Raw genomic sequence first — 21,880 nt, 5'->3', positions numbered from 1 at the left:
ATGATATCACAGTAAATAATAGCTAAATGAATAAAATTAACCTTCAAAACATCTTGCGTCCTCTCGTGATGGGTATACTCAATGTAACCCCTGATTCATTCTCTGATGGCGGTCGTTTTGCTAACTTTGATATGGCCTTACAGCAAACTGAGTTGATGCTTCAGCAAGGTGCTGACATCATTGATATCGGTGGTGAGTCAACTCGCCCTGGTGCCCCAGAAGTGCCAGTGGGGCAAGAGTTAGATAGAGTTATTCCAGTGATAGAAGCGATAAAGTCTCGCTTTGGTTGTGCGGTATCGTTAGATACAAGTAAAGCGCAAGTGATGCAAGCGGGTATAACGGCAGGTGTTGATTTAATTAATGATGTTTGTGGGCTGGAAGGTGAAGGCGTGTTAAAGGTTATTGCCGAGTCGGATGTGCCCGTTTGTATTATGCATATGCAAGGCTCGCCGAGGACCATGCAAACAAATCCTCAATACAGCAATTTAGTTAATGATATAATGACGTACTTTTCAGAGCGAATTGATCATTGTGACACTTTGGGTATAGATAAAAGCAGAATAATTATCGACCCAGGATTTGGCTTTGGTAAAACCTTAAAACATAATTATCAGCTCTTGGCTGAATTAGAAAAATTTAAACAATTAGAATGTCCTGTATTAGTTGGTCTATCGCGTAAATCAATGATAGGTAACTTGCTCGAGCTTGATATAGATAAACGCCTTGCCGGCAGTATTGCCGCGGCTACATTAGCGCTAAACAATGGTGCGGATATCGTTCGTGTACATGATGTTGAAGAAACCAAACATGCTGTTCGTATATTTAATGCGATGAAATATGGAGTAGAAAATGAGTAAGAAGTACTTTGGAACTGACGGAATACGTGGTTTGGTTGGTAAACCACCAATTACCCCTGAATTTGCATTAAAACTAGGTTGGGCTGCAGGGAAAGTATTTGCTGAAAACGGCAATAGAAAAGTATTAATAGGTAAAGACACTCGTATATCTGGCTATATGCTTGAAACTGCTCTTGAAGCTGGTTTGATCGCCGCGGGGGTTGATGTTGGTTTATTAGGTCCTATGCCGACACCGGCTATTGCTTATTTGACTAAAACCTTCAGAGCCGATGCGGGTATAGTTATCAGTGCTTCTCACAATCCATATTATGATAATGGTATTAAGTTTTTCTCAAAAGATGGCACCAAATTACCGGATGAGATTGAATATCAAATTGAAGACTTATTAGAACAAGACATCACTTGTGTTAGTTCTGAGCTTTTAGGTAAAGCCTTCCGTATTAACGATGCTGCGGGACGATATATTGAGTTTTGTAAAAGCCGATTTGCCCCTGATACGTTAAAAGGCATGAAGATAGTTGTCGATTCAGCTAACGGCGCTACCTATCACATTGCTCCAGAAGTCTTTTCAGAACTAGGTGCTAAAGTCATCCCTATTTTCAATCAGCCAGATGGATTGAATATTAATAAAATGTGCGGTGCGACCCATACTGCCGCTTTGCAAAAAATAGTTAAAGCTGAAAACGCACATGTTGGTTTAGCGTTAGATGGTGATGGTGACCGTATCATTATGGTTGACGAAAATGGTGTTGAAGTCGACGGTGATGAATTAGTATTTATTATTGCAAGACACGCCTTAAAACAGGGCAAACTTAATGGCGGCGTTGTTGGTACCTTGATGTCTAACTTAGGTTTAGAAGTTGCACTTAAGAACCTAAGCATTCCGTTTAAACGTGCCAAAGTAGGTGACCGTTATGTCATGCAGTTATTAAAAGAAAATAACTGGTCAATTGGCGGTGAAAGTTCAGGTCATGTTATTAATTTGGAACATATTCCGACTGGTGATGGGGTGGTATCGGCCATTCAGGTCCTTGCTGCTATGGTTGAAACTGGAATGAGTTTGTCTGAGTTAAAATCAGGCATGGAAAAATACCCACAAAAGTTAATTAATATACGTGTATCAGACAATAAATACCCACTAGAAGTAGATGAAGTGAAAATTGCTATCGCCGAAGCTGAAGTAGAATTAGGTGAGGCTGGTCGCATTTTAATTCGTAAGTCAGGCACTGAACCTTTGATCCGAGTTATGACTGAAGGCAAAGATTCTGACTTGATAATAAGCGTTGCAGAAAAAGTAGCGCAAAAAGTAACGGAATTCTCATAATTTTCTAATAATAAGACCAAGCATCTCTTGTAACTTTTGGCGAGGTTAGATACTATCTCGCCCCTAAAAACTAGGAGAGATTTAATGTCCACACGATTACCTCTAGTTGTAGCTAATTGGAAATTAAATGGCGACCGAGAACTACTAACAAACATGGTCGAACGTTTACAAACGTTAGACGCTGAACAAGTAGAAACTGTGATTTGTCCTCCATTTGTATACTTAAGTGAAGAAACGTCGAGTATCCAAAAAGGAGCTCAAAATATAGCGAGCCAAGAATCAGGGGCGTTTACCGGAGAAGTTTCCGGCAGAATGTTACGTGATGTTAATTGTTATTACGTAATAGTTGGTCATTCAGAGCGAAGATCTTTGTTTGGTGAAACGGATGACGTAGTAGCAGAAAAAGTAAAAGCTACATTAAGTGCAGGGTTAATTCCTATCATTTGTGTAGGTGAGACTGACGAAGAAAGAGAACAAGGCGAAACTTTAACCGTGATCACTCGCCAAGTTAAAGCAGTATTAGATGTACTTCCTTCATTCTCTGATAGTTTAGTTTTTGCTTATGAGCCTGTTTGGGCAATAGGCACAGGTAAAACAGCCAGTTGTGAACAAGCAGAAGATGTTCACAGTGGTATTCGCCAAATATTAGCTGGTTATAATCATGAACTGGCAAATACAACACGTATTTTATATGGCGGCAGTGTAAACCCTGACAATAGTGAAGAATTATTTGGTAGTGACAACATCGACGGCGGCCTTATAGGTGGCGCTAGCTTAGATGTTGACTCTTTTATGAAAATTTGTGAAAACGCAGTAGCTTAGGAAACAAGCATGTACGAAATTTTAATTGTAGTTTATTTAGTAGTCGCTTTAGCATTAATAGGTTTAGTGTTAATCCAGCAAGGTAAGGGCTCAGATATGGGCGCTTCATTTGGTGCTGGTGCTTCAGCAACTTTATTCGGTTCAAATGGTTCTGGTAACTTTTTAACTAAAACAACCGCTATATTAGCAACCTTGTTTTTTGTCATCAGCATCTTCTTAGGTGGCATGACGTCAAATACAATCAAAGCTGAAGATGATTGGAATGACCTTTCAGTTCCTGTTGAAACTAAAACAACAGCTCCTGAAACTGATATGCCAGCAATCAATAATGCAGACTCAGATGTTCCAGTAACGCCAGCTGCAGAGAATAAGTCTACAGACGTACCTGTAAACTAAAAAATTTGCGGATGTGGTGAAATTGGTAGACACGCAGGCATGAGGTGCCTGTGCCGCAAGGCGTGAGAGTTCAAGTCTCTCCATCCGCACCATTATAAGGTTCATTAAGAACCAATAAAGCCAGAATTGCTAAATTAGCCTTCTGGCTTTTTCATTTCTAGCGCTCCCTTAAGTGTTAATAGCTCGTTAAAATTGGAATCGAATAAACAATGCATACTCTTTCTCAGTTAAAATCAGGTGAACTACTTGGTATTAAAAAGTTAACACTGTCTGAAAACTTAACTGAATTTCCACTTGAGATCTTGTCATTAGCAGACAGCTTAGAGGTGTTGGATTTATCTAATAATCAATTAACCAGTTTGCCATCTGAACTCGTGCAGTTAACTAAGCTTAAAATTATCTTTGCTTCAAACAATAGCTTTGAAACGTTACCGGAAGTGCTTGGTCGGTGTGACAATCTGGAGATGATTGGTTTTAAGGCAAACCAAATCAAACATGTACCTGCTAGTTCGTTGCCCGTTAAGTTACGTTGGTTGATTTTAACTGAGAATCAGATTGAGCAGTTACCGGAAGCTTTAGGTGAACGGCCTTTATTACAGAAGCTGGCATTGGCGGGCAATAAGTTAACGCATTTACCTTTGACTATGTCGAAGCTTCAGAATCTGGAGTTAGTTCGTATATCTGCTAATAACTTAGTTGAATGTCCGGTTCAATTATTGAACTTGCCTAATCTTGCTTGGTTTGCCTTTTCAGGTAATCCCTTTAGTCGCTCTACGCTTAAGGTAGACAGTGTTCCCATCTTACCTGCATCAAGTGTTGTTTTGCACAATATATTGGGGCAGGGGGCATCTGGTGTGATTTCAAGAGCAACATGGAAAGATAAACAAAGGCAGTTCCCTGAAGATATTGCGGTAAAGGTATTTAAAGGCCAAGTGACCAGCGACGGTTATCCGGAAGATGAATTACAAGTTTGTTTAAAAACAGGTAATCATCCAAATTTGATTAAGTCTTTGGCGCAAGTAAATGATGATGGTTATTTGGCCTTGATCATGAATTTAATCCCTGAATATTTTGCAAATTTGGGGTTACCTCCTAGTTTAGAGACTTGTACAAGAGATACATTTCCTGCTGGTTTTTCGTTAGATATAAAACAAATCGCTAAAATCGTTGAGCAAATGGAAGATGTGTTTGAGCATTTACATGATAACCAAGTTTGTCACGGTGATTTATACGCTCACAACACAATGTTTGATGATGAGGCGAATATCATATTTGGAGATTTTGGTGCAGCGACTATGTACCACATGCTAACGGCAGAGCAGCAATCTTTAATCAGACAAATAGAGCAGCGTGCGCTAAATTATTTTATTGATGACTTACTTGGTATTTGTAATGTGGCAGACCGAGAAAACGAATTATTTTTTGCCTTAAAAAACAAATTACACTAGTTTACATTTATTGCTTTTTTGTTTGAATAATGGGTGGCGTGATGGCGATTATCGTTGCAGGCAGTTTAATGATTAAACCAACTTACCGTGAAGAGTTTTTACATCAATCTTGCGAAGCTATTTTACAGGCGAGAGCGAATGAAAACTGTATTGATTTTTCAGTTTGCGCGGATTCCATTGAGCCAAATAGAGTTAATGTATTTGAACTTTGGCATTCAAAACAAAGCTTGAATGCATTCAGGCAAGCTGGAAATAATCAAGCCATTTTTAATTTAGTGGAATCGTTTTCAGTTAATGAATATGAGGTTATTGAGCCAGTATAATCTTTGTTTATGTCATCACACTTATTATTTAGTATGGATCTTTAATTAACAAACATTCAAATATTAGTTTCAGCTAATGTTGACTTTCTCAGCTTTTCTAACTAAACCTTAATTAACCGCTATAAAGTAATTCAACCCACTTTTTAAATATCTGAACAAGGATCATGTTAGTTATAAACATGAGAGGACATTATGTTGTTTAATAATAACGCTCCTGCTGAAATGAATAATATCAAACCTACATGGAAAGTATTAATTGTTGATGACGAAGAAGATATTCACGTTATTACCAAATTGGCACTAAAGCGGTTTGAATTAGATGGGAAACGCCTAGAATTTGTAAGTGCTTACGACAGCCTACAAGCTAAAGAAATTATAAATCAACAAAATGAATTTTCTCTAATTTTCCTAGATGTTGTGATGGAAACCGATCACGCAGGTTTGGATTTTGCTAAGTGGTTACGAGAAACTAAAAAAAATAAATTCAGTCGAATCGTGCTTAGAACCGGTCAGCCAGGCCAAGCGCCTGAGGAAGATGTCATTATGGAATACGACATTAATGACTATAAGCAAAAAACAGAACTCGACCGCAAAAAGTTATTTACAACCGTTGTTACCGCTTTGCGAGCTTATCGTGATCTTCTTGCCGTTGAAGAATCTCGTCAGTATGAACGTAAGTTTAGGCATGGACTAGAACAAGTTATTGAAGCCACCTCAGACATGCTAAAAAGAAAGGACTTACAAACATTTTTTGATGGTTTGTTACAGCAAGTGATGAGTATTTTACATATTGATAATGATGGTGGACTAGTCAATGTATCTGTTGGTGCAGGCGCCGGTACAAAATTAAAAAATCAGGGGTATGATCTTATTGCTAAAGTGGGTGATACCGAGCACAGTGAACTCACCCCACAGGTTATACAACTACTAAATACAGCAAGTAAAATTAAAGAAAGCGTCTTTGAAGATAATATTTATGTCGCTTATTTTCCTTCAACCACTGAAAAGTCGAGCTTGTTATATTTAACCGGGATCAGCCTTGAAGATATCCATGAAATAGACATTCAAATGTTAAACATGTTTTGCAGAAGTGTTGGGATTGCCTTTGATAACTTTTTATTAAACCAAGATATCATCAACACTCAGGAAGAATTACTTGTACGTTTAGGTAATGCGGTGGAATCCCGTTCTAAAGAGTCGGGAAATCATATCAAGAGGATGTCTGATTATTGTTACTTGTTAGGTCAAAAGCTTAACCTGTCTGAATTTGATTGCAATACACTTAAACAAGCTACGCCAATGCATGATGTAGGTAAGATTGCGACACCAGATTCGATTTTATTAAAACCTGGTAAGCTTGAGTCAGACGAATTTACCATTATGAAATTACATACTCAGATTGGATACGATATTCTTAAAGATTCTGAATTACCTATTCTGCAGGCAGCTGCCATTATTTCGCAACAACACCATGAAAAGTATGATGGAACAGGGTATCCCAATAACTTTAAAGGCGAAGAAATTCACATTTATGCAAGAATCGTTGCGGTGGCTGATGTGTTTGATGCGCTGGCACATAAGCGATGTTATAAAGAACCTTGGCCATTAGATTCAATAATTACTTTATTGGAAGAGGAAAAAGGAAAACACTTTGACCCTAAAGTTGTTGATGCATTTTTACAAAACTTAGATGAGTTTCTGACCATTAACGAAAGGTTAACTGGTGAGGATAAATTGTAATTATGTCTTCAGATACTCTAACTCAACTAGAAAATAATACCGAACACAATGACGCTGTCATCCAAGCGTTATTAACCATAAGTGAATTATTAAATCAAAAAGCAACGCCGCAGGTTTTATACCAAAAAGTGCATAAGACCATTAGTAAAATAATGGACATTAAGAATATTGCGATAGCTTTGTATGATGAAAATAAACAAGAAGTCACGTTTGATTATGTGGTTGATGAGAAAGATGGAGAAAGGTTTATTGGGCAAACCGTTCCTTTAGGCCCCGGCCTCACGTCTTACTTAATTAATTCTAAGCAGCCACAAAGGTTAAGTAAGGCCGACATTCTTGAGTTACAGAAACAAGGTAAAATTGAGTATGCACTTGGTACCCTAAGTGAAAGTTGGATTGGCGTACCTTTTATAAAAAATGATACAATATATGGTGTGTTAATTGTACAGAGTTACAGCTTAGATACGATTTACACGGTTGAGCATCTAAAGTTACTTACTTTTGTCGCCGCACATCTTACCAACGTGATCATCCACAAGTTATTTGTTTTAGAACAACAAATGATAAAACAAGAACTCAGGCAAAATATCAGCCTTATTAAAAAACAAAACAAACAACTTGAGAGTACGATGTCGCAATTAAAAGCGACACAGAAAGAGTTGATTCAAAAAGAAAAAATGGCATCACTTGGTAAACTCGTTGCTGGCGTTGCCCACGAAATAAATACCCCGCTTGGAGTTTGTGTAACAGGTATCACAAACCTATCCCATTTAACGAAAGGGGTTCAAACTAGCTTCAAGAAAAATCAACTTAATGCCCAAGACCTTACCGAGTTTTTAGAAGATGTGGGGGATAGTTGCTCTATCATTGAGTCAAATTGTTTACGGGCTGCTGACTTAATTAATAGTTTTAAGAAAATGGCGGTGGATCAAGGCAGCTTGAACATCAGACGATTAGATTTGAAACAGTACATAGAGGAAATACTGCACTCACTTAAACCTATGTTTAAATCTTTGCCTCATGAAATCACGGTTGATTGTGAAGGTGATGTTACGCTTGAATCAGTTGCAGGAGCCATTTCACAAGTACTTACTAACTTAATTCAAAATAGTTTAGTTCATGGTTTTACAGCTACAACTAAAGGGCATATTAATATTAGAGTCACCCAAGATGATAATGAGATTGTCATGGTATACCGTGATGATGGGTTAGGGATGAATGAAGATCAAATCAAACATATATTTGAGCCGTTTTACACCACCAAGAGAAACCAAGGCGGGAGTGGGTTAGGTGCACATTTAATTTACAATCTTGTCACCACCACATTACAAGGACGCATTACGCTTGAAAGTGAAGTGAATAAAGGGGTTACTTATACTATTTATTTACCACTAACCGTTAAATATGAAAAACCCAAGCCGAATTAATTGGTATTTCAATTTGGGTTTAAAGTAACAAAGTACAGCTTTAGCTGTACTTTGTTTCACAATCAAATTCAGGATTACTTGAGTATCGTTACCTTTGGAGGTTGCATAGCGATGATCATATCTCCTACGTCTGGTACGTATTCACCGCCAACAGTAAATGGGATCACTCGAACATAATCTTCTTCATCAAAATGCTGTAACACAAATAGTGGAATAGCTTCTTTGTTTACTTCTAAATAATTCTCCCAGTTAAATGCTTCGGCTAATTTAGTGGCGCTGACTTTGCCGCCTTTCGCAACTAAGCTACTTAACACAGAATACGATGCATTTTCACCAAACAAATTTTGACGAGATAAAAAGGTTAAACTGTCTTTATTCGCTTTAGAGTGGGCACTTGAGGACTTTAATGAATACACGTTTTTCTCTTCTAAAATGTGAGAGAAATACTGCACACCCAAGGCATTATTATGCCTGTTTGGCGAAAGTCCAATTAAGGTCTTTAAGTTCGACATAGGTAAAAAACGTTCAGCTTGTGCAGATTGTGGATTACCAAAATAACTCTTTAACCCATCCATACGTGCCAGACGACAGTTTTCCCATGCTGGGTCAGATAGATATACATCTACTTTTTGCTCTTGTAATACTTTAGCTATCGCTCGGGCAATATGATTAGCACCAATAATTAACACTGTAGATGGTCGTTTTTGACGTATTTTTAATAACTTAGCAATTGGTATCGCCGTTAAGCTTTGTAGCACAACAGTGACGATGATAACTAAGAAAATGATTGGTACTATTTTATCGGCTCCTTGAATACCCGCTTTACTCATGCTTAAGGCAAAGACAGAGCCAACTGCTGCAGCGACAATACCTCTTGGTGCAATCCAAGCCAATATGGTTCTGGCGCGCCAATTTAAGCTAGATTTGTAGGTTGATAATGCAATGCACACAGGGCGAGCTACAAACAATACAATTAACATGAAGAAGAAAACGTTAGGACCTAACAAGAGTAATTCGTTTAACTCTAAACGTGCGGCTAATAAGATAAATAAAATCGAAATTAATATTTGTGACAGGTCTTCTTTAAATTCAAGAATTGAATCTAATTCTAGGTCGTCTTGATTTGCCAAGTAGATACCAAAAACCGTTACCGCTAACAAACCCGATTCATGACTAATAGCGTTAGAAACAGTAAAGCTAATTAAGACTAAAGATAACACTCCAAATTTTTGTAAGTTGTATGGCAGCCACTCTTTTTGAATTATTAAGTTGGTAATATACCCGGCAATAATACCAATGGTTAGACCAAGTCCAACGGTTTTTACCAGAGCGACGGCTGTATGGCTAAATATATCTGAGTGTCCAGATAACATAACGGCTTCAAAGACTAATACGGCAAACAAAGCACCGATAGGGTCGATTACTATGCCTTCCCAACGTAAAATGCGGTCTATCTCTTCAGTCGGTCGCATCGCATTTAACAAAGGCGCGGTTACCGTAGGACCCGTAACCACTAGAACGGCACCAATTACCGCGGCAATTCGCCAATCAACATCTAATAACCAATAACAACTAAAACCAATAATAATGGCTGTTGCTATCATGCCAATTGAACAGAGATTTCGAACCACATTGCCAATGCCTTTTAATTCTTTGAAGTGCAGGGTGAGTGCCCCTTCAAATAATATAATCGCCACCGATAATGAAATGATAGGAAATAATAAATCACCAAAAATGGCATCAGGATCAACAATAGAAAAACCAGGGCCTAATAATAATCCGGTAACTAATAAGAATAGAATAGCAGGTACGCGCGCGACCCAAGCGAGCCATTGTGCAAGTAACGCACATAAGCCTATCCCTGCAATATATAATGCCGTCATTTAATGCCCTTTAATTTATGTATGTAGTTTGAATGAGGGTGATTCAACTAGTATGCGAGTAAAATAGAATTTGAGAAAGTTATTTAACGCTCATGGGTTGGTAATAAGCGGTAAGTTTTGCTCTACCCAATTTAACATGTCACCTTCTAAGTGAATTAAGTTGTTAACGCCGTTTTTCATTAACATTCTTTCAGCCTTCCAAGCTCGTGCTCCACTGCGGCAATGCACAACAATAGGTTTATCCATAGACTTTAGCAGTTCTAACTCATCTAACACGGCATAATGAGGGATGTTAATGGCGCCGGCAATATGGCCTTGATTAAATTCATCTTCCGAACGCACATCCAAAATGACATAGTTGTCTTTTTGTTGTAATAGCTCATTTGCAGTGATTAGTTTATTAGTACCGTCATAACCTGCAATTGCAAAGGTTGTGAATAGAGACAGAATAGTGATTAAGAATGATTTCATGTTATGTCCATTATTAAATTACATTAGTTAACACTAATGTAGAGATAGTCACAATATTAAACAAGATAAAGCTTAGCCTAAATCTATTATTCCACTTTAAAAGTTCCCCAATGGCTGAAGGAAATAGGGGGGCGCCTTGGTTGATTCGTGGTCGTGTTAGCTTTTGTTGATTTAACATTAATGGACCTGCTAATTCAGATTTACACCCTGCGGAAACAATGCTTAACCATACTAATTGATTAAAGGATGATGTTTGAGATTGCTGCCATTGGTGTTTGTTAGTACTAACATAACGCGACCAAAAAGGACTTGATTTAAAAACCGAATATATTGGGGCTATTAATAACGTAGGCAAAAACTCAAACCCATTTTTAATACTAAATACAGCTTGCCCAAAATGTTTGAATTTAGGGTTTTTAGGTTGCCATACCGTATAAGCCTCTAATAACGCTCGATATAAAATAGCGATAAAACCATTGAAGATGATAAATATTATTACTGGCATCAACCAATAAGAAACAAAACGTTTAATTACACTTTCTAGGGTGAGTTTATTAATGCCCAGTTCACTTAATCTATCCACATCAAATTCAGTGATGTGCGACAAAATGGTTTTCGCTGCGGATTTTTGTTTTTGACTAATACAAGTTTGAATTGCACTTGCCTGGTTCGCGACGGTTTGATACCCCAACGCAAAATACAAGAGTATGGCTTGTGTCCACACATCATTAGTAACCGCAAACAGAATTGAACCAACGATGGTTGCAATTAAAAACAAATAGGTACCTAACGCTAACCAGCCAGCCAATAATTGTTGTTTGGTCGTGCCCGATTGCGCCACTTTATTGGATATGGCGCTTGCTAAAACATTGAAGGTAAATGCCGGTGTGAATTTGGTCGACAGCGGAAATATCCATTCCAAAATTAAAACCAGAGTTAATGCAATTAATTCTGGGTAAATTGATACAACCGAGTCGATAAATTCAATCATTAAAGTTGGCTTAAAATATCCAACATTAATGCCGATGAGTTTTTCGATGCCACTTCTAAGTATGCATCAAAGCTCATTGGTGATTCTTGACCTGCAATATCAGATAAAGAACGGATCACTAAAAAAGGGGTTTTTAATTGATGGCAAGTTTGCGCTATAGCGGCCCCTTCCATTTCAACCGCTAACATAGTCGGGAAACGTTCACGAGTCTGGTTAATACGTTCAGGATCACACATAAAACTATCACCCGTTGCGATTAAACCAACTTTACTGGTAATGCCATCAAGGTTGTTGATGCATTGTTGTGCTACGGCAATTAGCGTTTCATCGGCTTTAAATGTGGCAGGCATTCCAGGGACTTGACCAAATGCATAATTAAATGCAGTTACATCAACGTCATGATGAACGAGTTCATTGCCCACCGCGATGTCACCCACTTTCAACGCTGGATCAAAGCCGCCAGCAGAGCCGGTATTGATAACATATTTAGGTGAGAATCGTTCAATCACCAATGCGGTTGCAATGGTAGAGGCTACTTTACCTATGCCTGATTGCACAAGTACTACATCTTGGTTGTTCAATTTGCCAGAGTAGAAAACAAAATCGGCGATTTTAGTTTCAACACGGTTGTTCATTTTGTCTTTTAAAATGGCAACTTCTTGTTCCATTGCACCTATGATAGCGATAGTCATGTTAGACCTTATATTAGATTCTTAATTCAAAAATTTGACACAGTATAAAATAATCTTGTTTGAAAGCTAACTCATTTATCTAAAATCTACTGGATCAAAAAAGGAGGCAAAGCCTCCTATTGTGTCAAACGTTAATTTGTCGCAATCATTACGTTATGATGCTTTTGCGAATACCGGTGCTGCCAATTGAGCTTTTATTTGTGAAGAGGACAGTGCACCCACGGGACGTCTAGGGATATTGCCTTTGATAATTGGTTCAGGTGGTGTTGAACGTTCTTTTTTACCAATCTTGTACATGATGCCATTTCTAATTTCTTCGATTTGATATCCGGCTTTTACTTTTATTCTAATATGAGGAATACCAGCAGCTTCTAGCGCACCATTGACAAACCAATCCTGTTTAGATTTATGACCACCTTTGTTGTGATTAACTAAATCAACAGCAGCAATGATTCGGAATGTATTTGGGTCACACAAAACGTAATCGATATATTTTGAAGACGTTTTCATTAATGCAGAGCGTTTAGCTTTGCCAGTTACCGAATCTTTCAGGTCAATGATATCGTTTAATTTTACACGGTTAACAATTTTAAAATCATTACCAACCGCTTTCTCTAGTAGTGCTAAAAAACCACGTTCAATGCTGGTTAATAATTGTGTTTTCTTTTTAAAGGGATAAGGGTTGCTATTGTCCATAAAATGACTAGCCACGAGTGAAACGGTAATAATTAACAGCACTAATAAAACTAACGCCCATTCCATATAAATCTCCAATAAATTGTTGCGGGATATTCTGATGTATGGATATAGCAGGAACAATGCCAATAAAATTTGACGCTGTATTTATTCGTTGTCCCAATATTTCTGGTCAGATGAGGTGGTTGTGATAAATCATTGATTTACATTAAATAAAAATTAAAATTTAAACCAATAAATGTCTATTAATTGGAGAATAATAGGCTAGAATAAAACAGTAACTATAATTAAAAACAATTATAATAATAAATTAATGTTCTAGGAGATATCATGAGTATTACATCGTTATTAAAGTTATTAGCTTTAAGCAGCGTACTCGCTTTAACAGCCTGTGGTGGGGGCGGCGGAGACGACGCACCTGATGATGGTGGTATAACCCAACCCTCAGATAGAGACGGTGATGGGGTTGCCGATTCAGAAGATGCTTTTCCTGACGATAGTTCAGAAACAATGGACTCAGATGGAGACGGCGTTGGTGATAACGCTGACTTTGCGCCTAATGATAGTTCAATCCAAACGGATCCAAATACAGGTGGTGAAGGAGAAGGAGAAGGAGAAGGAGATGGCAATGTTTTATCATTTAATCTTTCTGGTGCCGTTTCTGTTGTAACAACTGAAAATCCTGCGACTCAAACTTCAGGCGATGGTAATAGCGTTGGCGGCATTGTAAGTGCAATGTCAAAAGATGGACGTAAATTAAATACCTTTGTTTTCCACGACTCTCCTAAAAAAGGTAAAAAACTTTCTAAACTAGAAAGAGCTAAAAATATCCAAGCTGCCGGTTATTCTGCTCAAGCAGCAGCAAAATTAGCTGACGATACAACGTCTAACTTCTTTGTTATTGACGAAAATGGCGATTTACAATTTGCTGCTGAATCAGATTATAACTTGAACGTTTCTTATTCTGTTGTTTGGGAAGAAGTTACTGTGACACCTCGTGACGAAAGTGATCCATTTTCAGAAGACGAAGTTGAAGTAACGCCTTGGTTATTTTTTGCTTTAGCACAAGAGGATATATGGAATAGCCATGAATTCATTAAAGCGACGGAAGGCTGTGCAATATTTAAAGTTAATGTTGATACTGCCGAGTGGACATGTGTTGAAGTCGGTTACGTCGCTGCTAGTATTAACGATGATTACCGTAAAACGTTAAGTGATCAAAAACGTAAGCCATTACAGATAGATGCGAATGGTAATGTTTATTTCATCGCTAAGAAAATGGACGAAGTTGATACCGATGGTGATGGTGTGAACGACTCGTTTGAATTTAATCAAACTTTCTGGGAATCACAAAGCTTACGTAAAGTTTCACCAGATGGAACCAGTCAAAACTTAACGCCTGATAACTTTTTTGTGTCCTCGTTTATGTCATTACCTAATGACACTATCACTTACACATATTATGACCAATTAGCTAACGGACAATACAGTCTGAATTTAGTGAAAAATGCTTCTAATACAAACCCTGAAACATTCACGTTAGAAGATAGTCTACCTTGGGGGCAATTCTTTTATGCTAAAGATGATGCAAACACAGTTATCTATTCAGACTCGAACGGTTGGGATGCAGGTATTAAGTTTATACAACCAAGAGTAGAAGGGCCAGGGCGTTACATTCTTGAATTGGAAACGAAAATATTTTCTGATAATGATTGGAATGTTTCACCAAAGCGCATCATCTTAGGTGATGACGGCTCTATGTACGGTTTATTTATCGAAGAACGTTATTTAAATGACCGCACACTATTTATCGCAAAATTAAAACGTATGTTGCCATACAGTGGTGCGACCTATGCGGAGTTTATCGTTGGTGATGATTGGGACTCATACTGGAATTTCTTTGACAATGGTCAACGTGATTTACAAGTAGCTAAAGGTTTTGCATATTATATTGAAGACAGAGAACACCCAGATTTTGGCGTTCGTTCGGTTATACGTGCTGTCCGTTTAGTTGATGGTAAACGTGTTGATATACTTGAAGATGACGATTGGTTACAACGTTACGATATCTATAATTGGAAAGTATCAGGAGATAAAATTTTATTTACTGGTTTTGACAAAAATACAAGTACATCAATTTCTGGACGTATTGATACGTTATCAATGAAACGTGGTGAAACAGAAGCTGAGTTCTTAGAAATTACTCAAACATCTTCAGTGTTAGGTGACTCAAATAAAATTGATGATATTGAAGTATTACGTGGTAGCTCAACAGGTGTTTTCACAGGTAATAACCCTAAAGTTATTAACTACTTTACAGATCAAGAGAATTTATATTCGGCCTCTGTTGAATTTAGTAAATATATGGATACCAACTCTGTTAATTCTGGCACTTCAGTATATGCCGTAACAAAAGATGAAGAAGGCAATGAAGTTAAAGAAGAAGTAGCGTTAAGCCTAAATATTTGGCTAAACCGTACCATGCATATGATATTTGATACAGACAGAACCACTATTGATGATGCAACAGGTAATATTAATGTCTCAACCGATCCATTAACGACCGCCTCAAGTTATGAAATTAACATTGATGGCGAAGCCGTTGATATTGAAGGTTTTCAATTATTATCTGGTGAGTCTGATCTGAATTGGTCGTGGACTACAAGACCTAGTGAAGGTTGGTATACAGGTTTTGCCGGTGCGGTTGCTGGAATTACGGACGGCCAAGTTGGTAAGTTTGGTGTTGACGAACTTAACCCTTGGCATTCAAGCAGTGAAACAACATTAGCGAATGTAGGTTATCCGTTAAATCATAAAGTTGAATATTCAGTTCCTAGCTCTAGCAAATTTAAAGTGGAAGTGTTTTTAAGAGATTCACATCAAATTAATTGGAACAATGTTGATTCTAATCCTGCAGATTCAGATGGTAATTTTTGGACTTGGAATGATGGTTTTGAATTAACGGCTGATAAATCTTATGCATTAAAATGGCAATGGTCTAATAACACGGTGTGGCGTGCGGCTTGGAATCAAGATAAAGAAGTAAGAGTTGCCCAACCAATTATCACGGATATTGATGGTGATTCAGTAGACGATGGTTACTTCTTAGATGACGCAGAAGAAAACAAAGTACGTTATGTTCGAATCCCATATCACCATGTTGATGTTGACGGTAATGTGTATTCTGATCGTTGGGAAACCAATAGTGATGGTGAAAATACACTATACAGACGTAATCTAGGTATGGACCCTTTAAATCCAGATGAAGATGGTGAAGTGTTAACAGAAGTGGCTGATTATTATGTTGATCAAGACACTGGAACTCGCTATTACTGGGATTTTGGAGATTGGCGTGATGAAGACGGAAATACTCCTGAGTGGAATACCCAAGATATGTTGTACGTACCTTGGGGTTGGGAAAACTCTGCTAATGAGCGTGTTGAAGTTCAATTTGATTGGAGAAATAGCTATTGGGTAAATGAAGCCGACATAGACGCTGATATTCCAAACTTTAATAATACGTTATATCAAAACGGCTATTACTCTTCAGATTTGAATTCAGATGACTACACGGACTTAACTGGTTTGTGCCAATTTGATGGCCCACTAGATAATGATAGTTGTACCAATATGAGTGCTGCTGGAAATGAAGCGGGTGAAAACTATGGCTTCAACGATGGCGATTGGGAGTGGTCTCCAATATTCAAATTGTCTGATTTTGAAGAAAATACAGATTCAAATCGTTGGTTCCTATTTGCAAGCCATGGTGGTGGATTAAATTGGACGACTGATAACTTAGATATATACAGCCTTAGCGAACAACCAGATTGGTTCTACCATGACTGGGACAATGCAATTCGCCAAGGTGAAGGTTGGTCACAACGTGAATGGGTTCGTTATGAATGGACATTTGTAACCGATACTAATGACACTGACAATTTGGATGATGACGTTACCACGGCAACTCTGAACGTATTTAACTCAGATGACGAATCTATTTTGACCTTGTCAAAAGAGTTATTCTTAGATGTTAGAGAAGCTAGTTGGCAGTTCTGGGCTGATGAAGTGGACGCTGAAACTAAAGGTTTCACACTTGATTTACGTTTAGCTGAAGGTAATGTTCAAATAGATAATATCAAAGTCACTGACATGTCAGGTGAAGACGATGAAGTACTATTGGAAGAAACATTCGACTCTGGTGCTAATATTTTTAATACAGCTAGTGCAGCGGCTGAAACTCCGGCTGAGTCACTAAGTAAAAAAGCAATACGTAAATAATACATTTACGTTAATTAACAAAGCCACTTAGTCTTATTTTTCTAAGTGGCTTTTTTGTTTACAGTTAAAACTTTTATTCTAAGTGGAAAAATTTATGTCTAACAAAGCTAAGTTACTTTTCAATAGCCTCCTTGTTTTTGCATCGATATCTCACGTACATGCCAGTAACGAACCGGTGAATGTTGACTCTGTTGGCAGTTACTCTTATTTTTCATTTGGTATGGAATCCGTCAGTTATGAAGAGCGTTTAAAAGATAGCGTGAGTGCATTTGGACGAGAAATACCTTTTAGTATTGTCACCGATGGCCAAGTATCCAGCCCGACAATTCGTACCGGTGGTTTGTATCATGTGACGGATACTTTTGATTTCTCAATGGACTCAAGTGCAACTTTTGCACCGACAGCGGATGATGAAATTTGGATTATGAATATTGACTTACCGGAAATGAATATCTCTGGAACAAATGATGTTCAAAAAAATGATTTCACTTTCACAGATGCCACCACAACAGGACTGATCCAATTTAAATATACTGAGCATTTAAGGTTTGCTGCAGGCGCTGAGTTTGCCATGCACACATTTAAGCGCTCAAATATTACATCTCTTTCCCAATTAGTTACCGTCGATGCAAGTTACACAGAAGAGGTAGTGGCCAATATAAACTTATTAACAGGCTTAGTTTATGAAAGTGGTGCTTTGGTTAATTCTGAAAACATGTTTTCTGCTAAAGCCTTAATTGGTTTACCGGTTTGGACAGATGTCCTCAACTCCGTAAATTCAGATGTTAGTTTTAATGAAACCGGAGGCTACAATTTTTTAACGGAAGCTCGTTATACTTTCAAGTTTAAAAAAGGCTTTAATTTAGGTTTCTTTGCTACTTATCGATTAACTGAACGTGAGTTGCAAACTAAAACTTTAGTGACTGATATGGATGGTACCGATATTAAACGTAAGGTGAGTATACCCGCTGCGACTACCAGTGCTTTTGCTTTAGGTTTATCTGTTGCTTGGGATCTTTAATCGTAGATTATCCACCCTTGAGTTAAACTATGAAAATATTAGGTTTATTGGTAGTTCAGCCGTAATGTCCGCTATCAACATTAGTTGTTATCAAGCTAAATTAAGGTCAACTAAGCTCAAATATCTGAGGGTATAATGACAATTTACAAACACTTACTCGTCGTAGGTTTTATTTTATTAACCTTGCAGGGGTGTAAGGATACTGCCAAGAAAATATTTGGTTTTGACGATCAATTCCCAGTCAAGGAATTGGTCGCCTATAAAGTTTTGCTCAATAATAAAGATGTTATCAAAGAACAAACCGCCTGGACTATCCAAGCTGATATTAAACAGACCACTACCAATGCTGCCGAACTGCAAGTTTTCTGGGGGATTATTGATGCTCCGGTTGGCTTTGATATGCCACTTTCATTTACACAAGTAAGTGAACAAGGCCAAGCATTATTAAATTTTGTTACACCTGATGTTGATGAAGATACACAGGTAACGTTACAAATGTCGGTTTCTTTTGATAACGGCAGAGAGCTAGAAACGATATCCAAAGAAGTGGATTTGTTAATTCAAGTAAATAAACAGTTAATCATTTCTGGTTCTGTCACCGACGAACCTATCCCCAACGCTTTAGTCACGGTTGTTATAGGTCATTTAGAATTTCAAACAACCGCTGATAACCAAGGGAAATACACTTTAGAAGTTGAGTTTCCAGAAGACGACTTAATGGTCGTCGTCACTGCAGAAGGCTCTGACGACTTCGACTCTGTGTTATTTAAGTCGTACTTGGGCGATGGAGAAAGCCTGCTAAGCTCAGCGGGTATTGATGGCGTATTAACAGCTGATGAAAATAATAACCTAACGGTATCAAATGTTACGACAGCTAAGTATGTGATCATAAATAATCAGCTAGTTGAAGATGACGGATTACTAAACCAAGCTCAACTTGATGATATGAATAAACAATTAGATTTTAACGACGTATTAGAAATTGCCGCTCTGATCAAAGCCGTAGTGGACAATAATGTGGAATTACCTGAGGGGATTACTAACACCTTGCAGCTTGTAAAAGATAAACAATTAACCGCGCAGTTTATAGCCGACATAAGCTCTGAAAACCCTGATGTTATTAATGAATTAATTAATGACATTATTTATGATCCAACACTTACACCAGCAGATCCCCGTTTTAGTTTTACTAACAAATTTTACCTTGTTAAATCTGATGAGTATCAAAGTGCAATTAGCGATGTGTTCGATATAAAAGATGATGGTGAGGGGAGTTGGAGCACGTCTAGTGGAACCTTTGTTATCACTTGGACATTAACGGATGGTGTTCTTTCAATAGCAGCACGAGACGATGAAGGGGCATTTATTGAAACGTATTGCACAAGCGAAAACAATATCACAAGTTGTTACGATAAATATTATTCATCGGCGAAAGTGAAAAAGTTACCAACGAGTGATTCAGTCGTGCAATTGTACGTTGATTACAGCTATAAATTGGTAAATACAGATTCTTCAGAAGTCACATATTTACAACAGTTTAATACATTTAATGCCCTGTCAGATAAAGATGTAATTCCTTTTGATGATAAAGAGTTGATGGATTCTCAGTGGGTTATTTCTGTATTAGATGAAAGCGTTGATAATTCAAACTTAATGTTCGCTGCTTTGCCTATTGAATCGGTTTATGCCACATTCAAAGACGATGGTACCGGTTTTTATCATCAACTAATTGATGGTGGTGAAGTACAATTTAATTGGGCCATTACCTTTGGTATATTAGCGATTGAAGTTGTAGCAGACGATAATCCAACGGTAAATTCCACAAATCACTTGATGACTTATGCCCAAATCAACAACTTACAAGGCGTAAGGCAAACTAACTTATTAATAAATGCACCTGAATTGGTTAATGTTAATCCTAAAATGAAAACGAGTACATCAGGTATGCTTACCACTGTATCGTTACGTGGGGATATGGCGGCGGTCAATGTTGCCTTTGATGTTAATTCTTTCGAATTAGATGGGCAATATGGGTTATTAACAAAAGCCTACCAATCTCCAACGGAGTTTTTACAATTCTCTACTGATAAATTTGGGGAGCAATACCGTCACATTGATAGCAATACAGTTGAAGTGCTCCCGTTTGAATGGAATGAAACCGAACTAGGTATAATCACTAAGAGTTATTATTCTGAGGCTGACGACGCTAATGTTAGTAATTGTGATGATATTGAAGGGACATGTTACATGACGCAGCAACGCGATGTTGAGATAGTTGATAAGGCGGGTAACATATATACGATTAGAAGTTTAGTAACGGATTTCATTTTTAAAGAGGGGGTAACGCAGGTTGAAGCGCGTTCTTCCAACATCGCGTTATTAGAATATTTTGACAACTCAGAGCTCAATAATTAGATTGAAACTCAAAAAAATTAAAATGACTAAATGCCGTCCCTAATAATAAAAAAAACCAGCTCATCAGAGCTGGTTTTTTGTTAAAAAATTAACGTTTTAGTTTTCTTCAGGGTTAGTCCAAGTGGTGGCTAACTCTTCAATTAACTCATTCAATTCACCGGTCATTAATGCAAAATCAGCATCAAATTTAGCAAGGTGATCGTCACTAGCAACGTCATCATTTTGCTCTTTAACTATGTCTAAGAACTTAACTTGTTTTAATGCGGCATCTTCATTTAAGTTGAACTTAATTTTTTCAGCCCAAACCAAAGCTAATTTATGGACGTATTTACCATTTGTTATATGTAACTGAACTTCTTCTTCAGTCACATCATGATTTTTTAATTTTGCCGCAGCCGCTTCTTCATCCAACGCTTTTAGCTCTATATCGTTCGCAAACGTGAATGGCGACGGTAAATCGTTGTTCTTAACCCAATGTGTCATAGTCACAATTAAATCGCCGTCAGGCTTGTGAGGAAGGGTTGGCAATGAACCTAAAGATTGACGTAAAAACGCTAATAAGTTTTCTGCTTTGTTTGCACTACTGGTGTTTACAACAATGATTTGTTTTTCAGTATTGATATAAGCATACAAACGACTGCTTTTAGTAAACGCCTTTGGTAATAGTTGTTGAACAATCTCTTCTTTAAGAGTTTGTTTTTCTTTTTTACCCACTTTTTGGCCACGTTCATTTTGTAATAGTTGAACTTTCTCTTCCAATGCGTCTTTAACAACCGAACTTGGTAAAACCTTTTCTTCTGTTTTTAAACACACAAGGGCATTCTTGCCAGCTACATGAACCATATTACTGGTGCCTGGAATAGCGGAAACCCAACCTTGTTTTAATTGATCTTGGCTACCACAAGGACGAAACAGATGTTCATTAAGTGATGATTCTAACTCTTCATTTGGCGTGTCAAATGGCTTGGTGAATTGATAAATAAAGGCGTTGTTAAACCACATATGTTTTTCTTATTCCATAATCTAGAGGCGCAAGATAATAACAAACAAATACAAAAAAGGCTGCATCAATTGCAGCCTAATTAGTTTGTTCTTT

The 21,880-nt window shown here is 37.6% G+C and carries 17 protein-coding genes and 1 tRNA gene; 12 read left to right on the top strand and 6 right to left on the bottom strand.

Annotated elements, in window-relative coordinates; translation table 11 throughout:
- Positions 1–26 precede the first annotated feature (26 nt).
- The 9 genes from folP (at position 27) to KO505_RS04895 (ending at position 8,337) form a co-directional block, all read left to right on the top strand.
- Positions 27–857, top strand: coding sequence for a dihydropteroate synthase (folP, locus tag KO505_RS04935; protein WP_216054331.1), 831 nt, complete (start codon positions 27–29; stop codon positions 855–857).
- Entirely contained in the window at positions 850–2,181 is a 1,332-nt protein-coding gene (glmM, locus tag KO505_RS04930; protein ID WP_216054330.1) for a phosphoglucosamine mutase, read from the top strand. Before folP ends, glmM begins: the two co-directional genes overlap by 8 nt.
- A gap of 84 nt (positions 2,182–2,265) precedes the next feature.
- Positions 2,266–3,003 carry a triose-phosphate isomerase gene (gene tpiA, locus KO505_RS04925; RefSeq protein ID WP_216054329.1) on the top strand — a complete coding sequence of 246 codons (738 nt, stop codon included), beginning with the start codon at positions 2,266–2,268 and terminating at the stop codon, positions 3,001–3,003.
- Positions 3,004–3,012: 9 nt separating this feature from the next.
- Positions 3,013–3,399, top strand: a complete 387-nt coding sequence (gene secG / locus KO505_RS04920) for a preprotein translocase subunit SecG (protein ID WP_216054328.1) — start codon at positions 3,013–3,015, stop codon at positions 3,397–3,399.
- Between the two features lie 7 nt (positions 3,400–3,406).
- Positions 3,407–3,491: transfer RNA gene (locus KO505_RS04915), tRNA-Leu, on the top strand.
- 117 nt (positions 3,492–3,608) lie between these two features.
- Positions 3,609–4,847 (top strand): leucine-rich repeat-containing protein kinase family protein, encoded by a 1,239-nt coding sequence (locus tag KO505_RS04910; protein WP_216054327.1) that lies wholly within the window; start codon positions 3,609–3,611, stop codon positions 4,845–4,847.
- A 41-nt stretch (positions 4,848–4,888) separates the two neighbouring features.
- On the top strand, positions 4,889–5,170 hold the full coding sequence (locus KO505_RS04905) for a putative quinol monooxygenase (protein WP_216054326.1): 282 nt from the start codon (positions 4,889–4,891) through the stop codon (positions 5,168–5,170).
- Between the two features lie 192 nt (positions 5,171–5,362).
- Complete coding sequence (locus KO505_RS04900; RefSeq protein WP_216054325.1) at positions 5,363–6,910, top strand: response regulator; 1,548 nt, start codon at positions 5,363–5,365, stop codon at positions 6,908–6,910.
- A 2-nt stretch (positions 6,911–6,912) separates the two neighbouring features.
- Positions 6,913–8,337: a GAF domain-containing sensor histidine kinase gene (locus KO505_RS04895; RefSeq protein WP_216054324.1), complete on the top strand. Its 1,425-nt coding sequence runs from the start codon at positions 6,913–6,915 to the stop codon at positions 8,335–8,337.
- 74 nt (positions 8,338–8,411) lie between these two features.
- Here the strand turns inward: KO505_RS04895 and KO505_RS04890 are convergent, their stop codons facing one another.
- The 5 genes from KO505_RS04890 to KO505_RS04870 all read right to left on the bottom strand — a co-directional run bounded on the left by KO505_RS04890 (position 8,412) and on the right by KO505_RS04870 (position 13,136).
- Positions 8,412–10,220, bottom strand: coding sequence for a sodium:proton antiporter (locus KO505_RS04890; RefSeq protein ID WP_216054323.1), 1,809 nt, complete (start codon positions 10,218–10,220; stop codon positions 8,412–8,414).
- Positions 10,221–10,310: 90 nt separating this feature from the next.
- Entirely contained in the window at positions 10,311–10,691 is a 381-nt protein-coding gene (locus KO505_RS04885) for a rhodanese-like domain-containing protein (protein WP_216054322.1), read from the bottom strand.
- A 13-nt stretch (positions 10,692–10,704) separates the two neighbouring features.
- The gene (locus tag KO505_RS04880) at positions 10,705–11,682 is read right to left on the bottom strand and encodes a cobalamin biosynthesis protein (RefSeq protein WP_216054321.1); all 978 of its coding nucleotides are present in this window, start codon (positions 11,680–11,682) and stop codon (positions 10,705–10,707) included.
- Positions 11,682–12,374 (bottom strand): 5'-methylthioadenosine/S-adenosylhomocysteine nucleosidase, encoded by a 693-nt coding sequence (mtnN, locus tag KO505_RS04875; RefSeq protein WP_216054320.1) that lies wholly within the window; start codon positions 12,372–12,374, stop codon positions 11,682–11,684. The genes KO505_RS04880 and mtnN overlap by 1 nt, the downstream gene beginning before the upstream one ends.
- Positions 12,375–12,527: 153 nt before the next feature.
- Positions 12,528–13,136 carry a DUF2726 domain-containing protein gene (locus KO505_RS04870; protein ID WP_216054319.1) on the bottom strand — a complete coding sequence of 203 codons (609 nt, stop codon included), beginning with the start codon at positions 13,134–13,136 and terminating at the stop codon, positions 12,528–12,530.
- Between the two features lie 264 nt (positions 13,137–13,400).
- On the opposite strand from KO505_RS04870, the gene KO505_RS04865 reads away from it, so the two are divergent.
- From KO505_RS04865 to KO505_RS04855, 3 genes are all read left to right on the top strand, one after another.
- A complete protein-coding gene (locus KO505_RS04865) occupies positions 13,401–17,348 on the top strand; it encodes a hypothetical protein (protein ID WP_216054318.1) in 3,948 nt (1,315 codons plus the stop codon).
- Between the two features lie 94 nt (positions 17,349–17,442).
- Positions 17,443–18,369 carry a hypothetical protein gene (locus tag KO505_RS04860; RefSeq protein ID WP_216054317.1) on the top strand — a complete coding sequence of 309 codons (927 nt, stop codon included), beginning with the start codon at positions 17,443–17,445 and terminating at the stop codon, positions 18,367–18,369.
- Between the two features lie 135 nt (positions 18,370–18,504).
- Entirely contained in the window at positions 18,505–20,784 is a 2,280-nt protein-coding gene (locus tag KO505_RS04855; protein ID WP_216054316.1) for a carboxypeptidase-like regulatory domain-containing protein, read from the top strand.
- Positions 20,785–20,880: 96 nt separating this feature from the next.
- Here the strand turns inward: KO505_RS04855 and rdgC are convergent, their stop codons facing one another.
- Positions 20,881–21,786, bottom strand: a complete 906-nt coding sequence (gene rdgC / locus KO505_RS04850) for a recombination-associated protein RdgC (RefSeq protein WP_216054315.1) — start codon at positions 21,784–21,786, stop codon at positions 20,881–20,883.
- Between the last annotated feature and the right edge of the window lie 94 nt (positions 21,787–21,880).

Source organism: Psychrosphaera sp. F3M07 (assembly GCF_018860345.1).
Taxonomy (GTDB): domain Bacteria; phylum Pseudomonadota; class Gammaproteobacteria; order Enterobacterales; family Alteromonadaceae; genus Psychrosphaera; species Psychrosphaera aquimarina.
This window is presented reverse-complemented; position numbering and strand designations above follow the sequence as displayed.

What these genes read in the sequence shown, in the direction of transcription:
- KO505_RS04910 (WP_216054327.1), top strand. Translation starts at nt 3,609, where the DNA reads ATGCATACTCTTTCTCAGTTAAAATCAGGTGAACTACTTGGTATTAAA.
- KO505_RS04865 (WP_216054318.1), top strand. Translation starts at nt 13,401, where the DNA reads ATGAGTATTACATCGTTATTAAAGTTATTAGCTTTAAGCAGCGTACTC.
- KO505_RS04900 (WP_216054325.1), top strand. Translation starts at nt 5,363, where the DNA reads ATGTTGTTTAATAATAACGCTCCTGCTGAAATGAATAATATCAAACCT.
- mtnN (WP_216054320.1), bottom strand. Translation starts at nt 12,374, where the DNA reads ATGACTATCGCTATCATAGGTGCAATGGAACAAGAAGTTGCCATTTTA.
- KO505_RS04855 (WP_216054316.1), top strand. Translation starts at nt 18,505, where the DNA reads ATGACAATTTACAAACACTTACTCGTCGTAGGTTTTATTTTATTAACC.
- rdgC (WP_216054315.1), bottom strand. Translation starts at nt 21,786, where the DNA reads ATGTGGTTTAACAACGCCTTTATTTATCAATTCACCAAGCCATTTGAC.
- secG (WP_216054328.1), top strand. Translation starts at nt 3,013, where the DNA reads ATGTACGAAATTTTAATTGTAGTTTATTTAGTAGTCGCTTTAGCATTA.
- KO505_RS04870 (WP_216054319.1), bottom strand. Translation starts at nt 13,136, where the DNA reads ATGGAATGGGCGTTAGTTTTATTAGTGCTGTTAATTATTACCGTTTCA.
- tpiA (WP_216054329.1), top strand. Translation starts at nt 2,266, where the DNA reads ATGTCCACACGATTACCTCTAGTTGTAGCTAATTGGAAATTAAATGGC.
- glmM (WP_216054330.1), top strand. Translation starts at nt 850, where the DNA reads ATGAGTAAGAAGTACTTTGGAACTGACGGAATACGTGGTTTGGTTGGT.
- KO505_RS04885 (WP_216054322.1), bottom strand. Translation starts at nt 10,691, where the DNA reads ATGAAATCATTCTTAATCACTATTCTGTCTCTATTCACAACCTTTGCA.
- KO505_RS04905 (WP_216054326.1), top strand. Translation starts at nt 4,889, where the DNA reads ATGGCGATTATCGTTGCAGGCAGTTTAATGATTAAACCAACTTACCGT.
- KO505_RS04895 (WP_216054324.1), top strand. Translation starts at nt 6,913, where the DNA reads ATGTCTTCAGATACTCTAACTCAACTAGAAAATAATACCGAACACAAT.
- folP (WP_216054331.1), top strand. Translation starts at nt 27, where the DNA reads ATGAATAAAATTAACCTTCAAAACATCTTGCGTCCTCTCGTGATGGGT.
- KO505_RS04880 (WP_216054321.1), bottom strand. Translation starts at nt 11,682, where the DNA reads ATGATTGAATTTATCGACTCGGTTGTATCAATTTACCCAGAATTAATT.
- KO505_RS04860 (WP_216054317.1), top strand. Translation starts at nt 17,443, where the DNA reads ATGTCTAACAAAGCTAAGTTACTTTTCAATAGCCTCCTTGTTTTTGCA.
- KO505_RS04890 (WP_216054323.1), bottom strand. Translation starts at nt 10,220, where the DNA reads ATGACGGCATTATATATTGCAGGGATAGGCTTATGTGCGTTACTTGCA.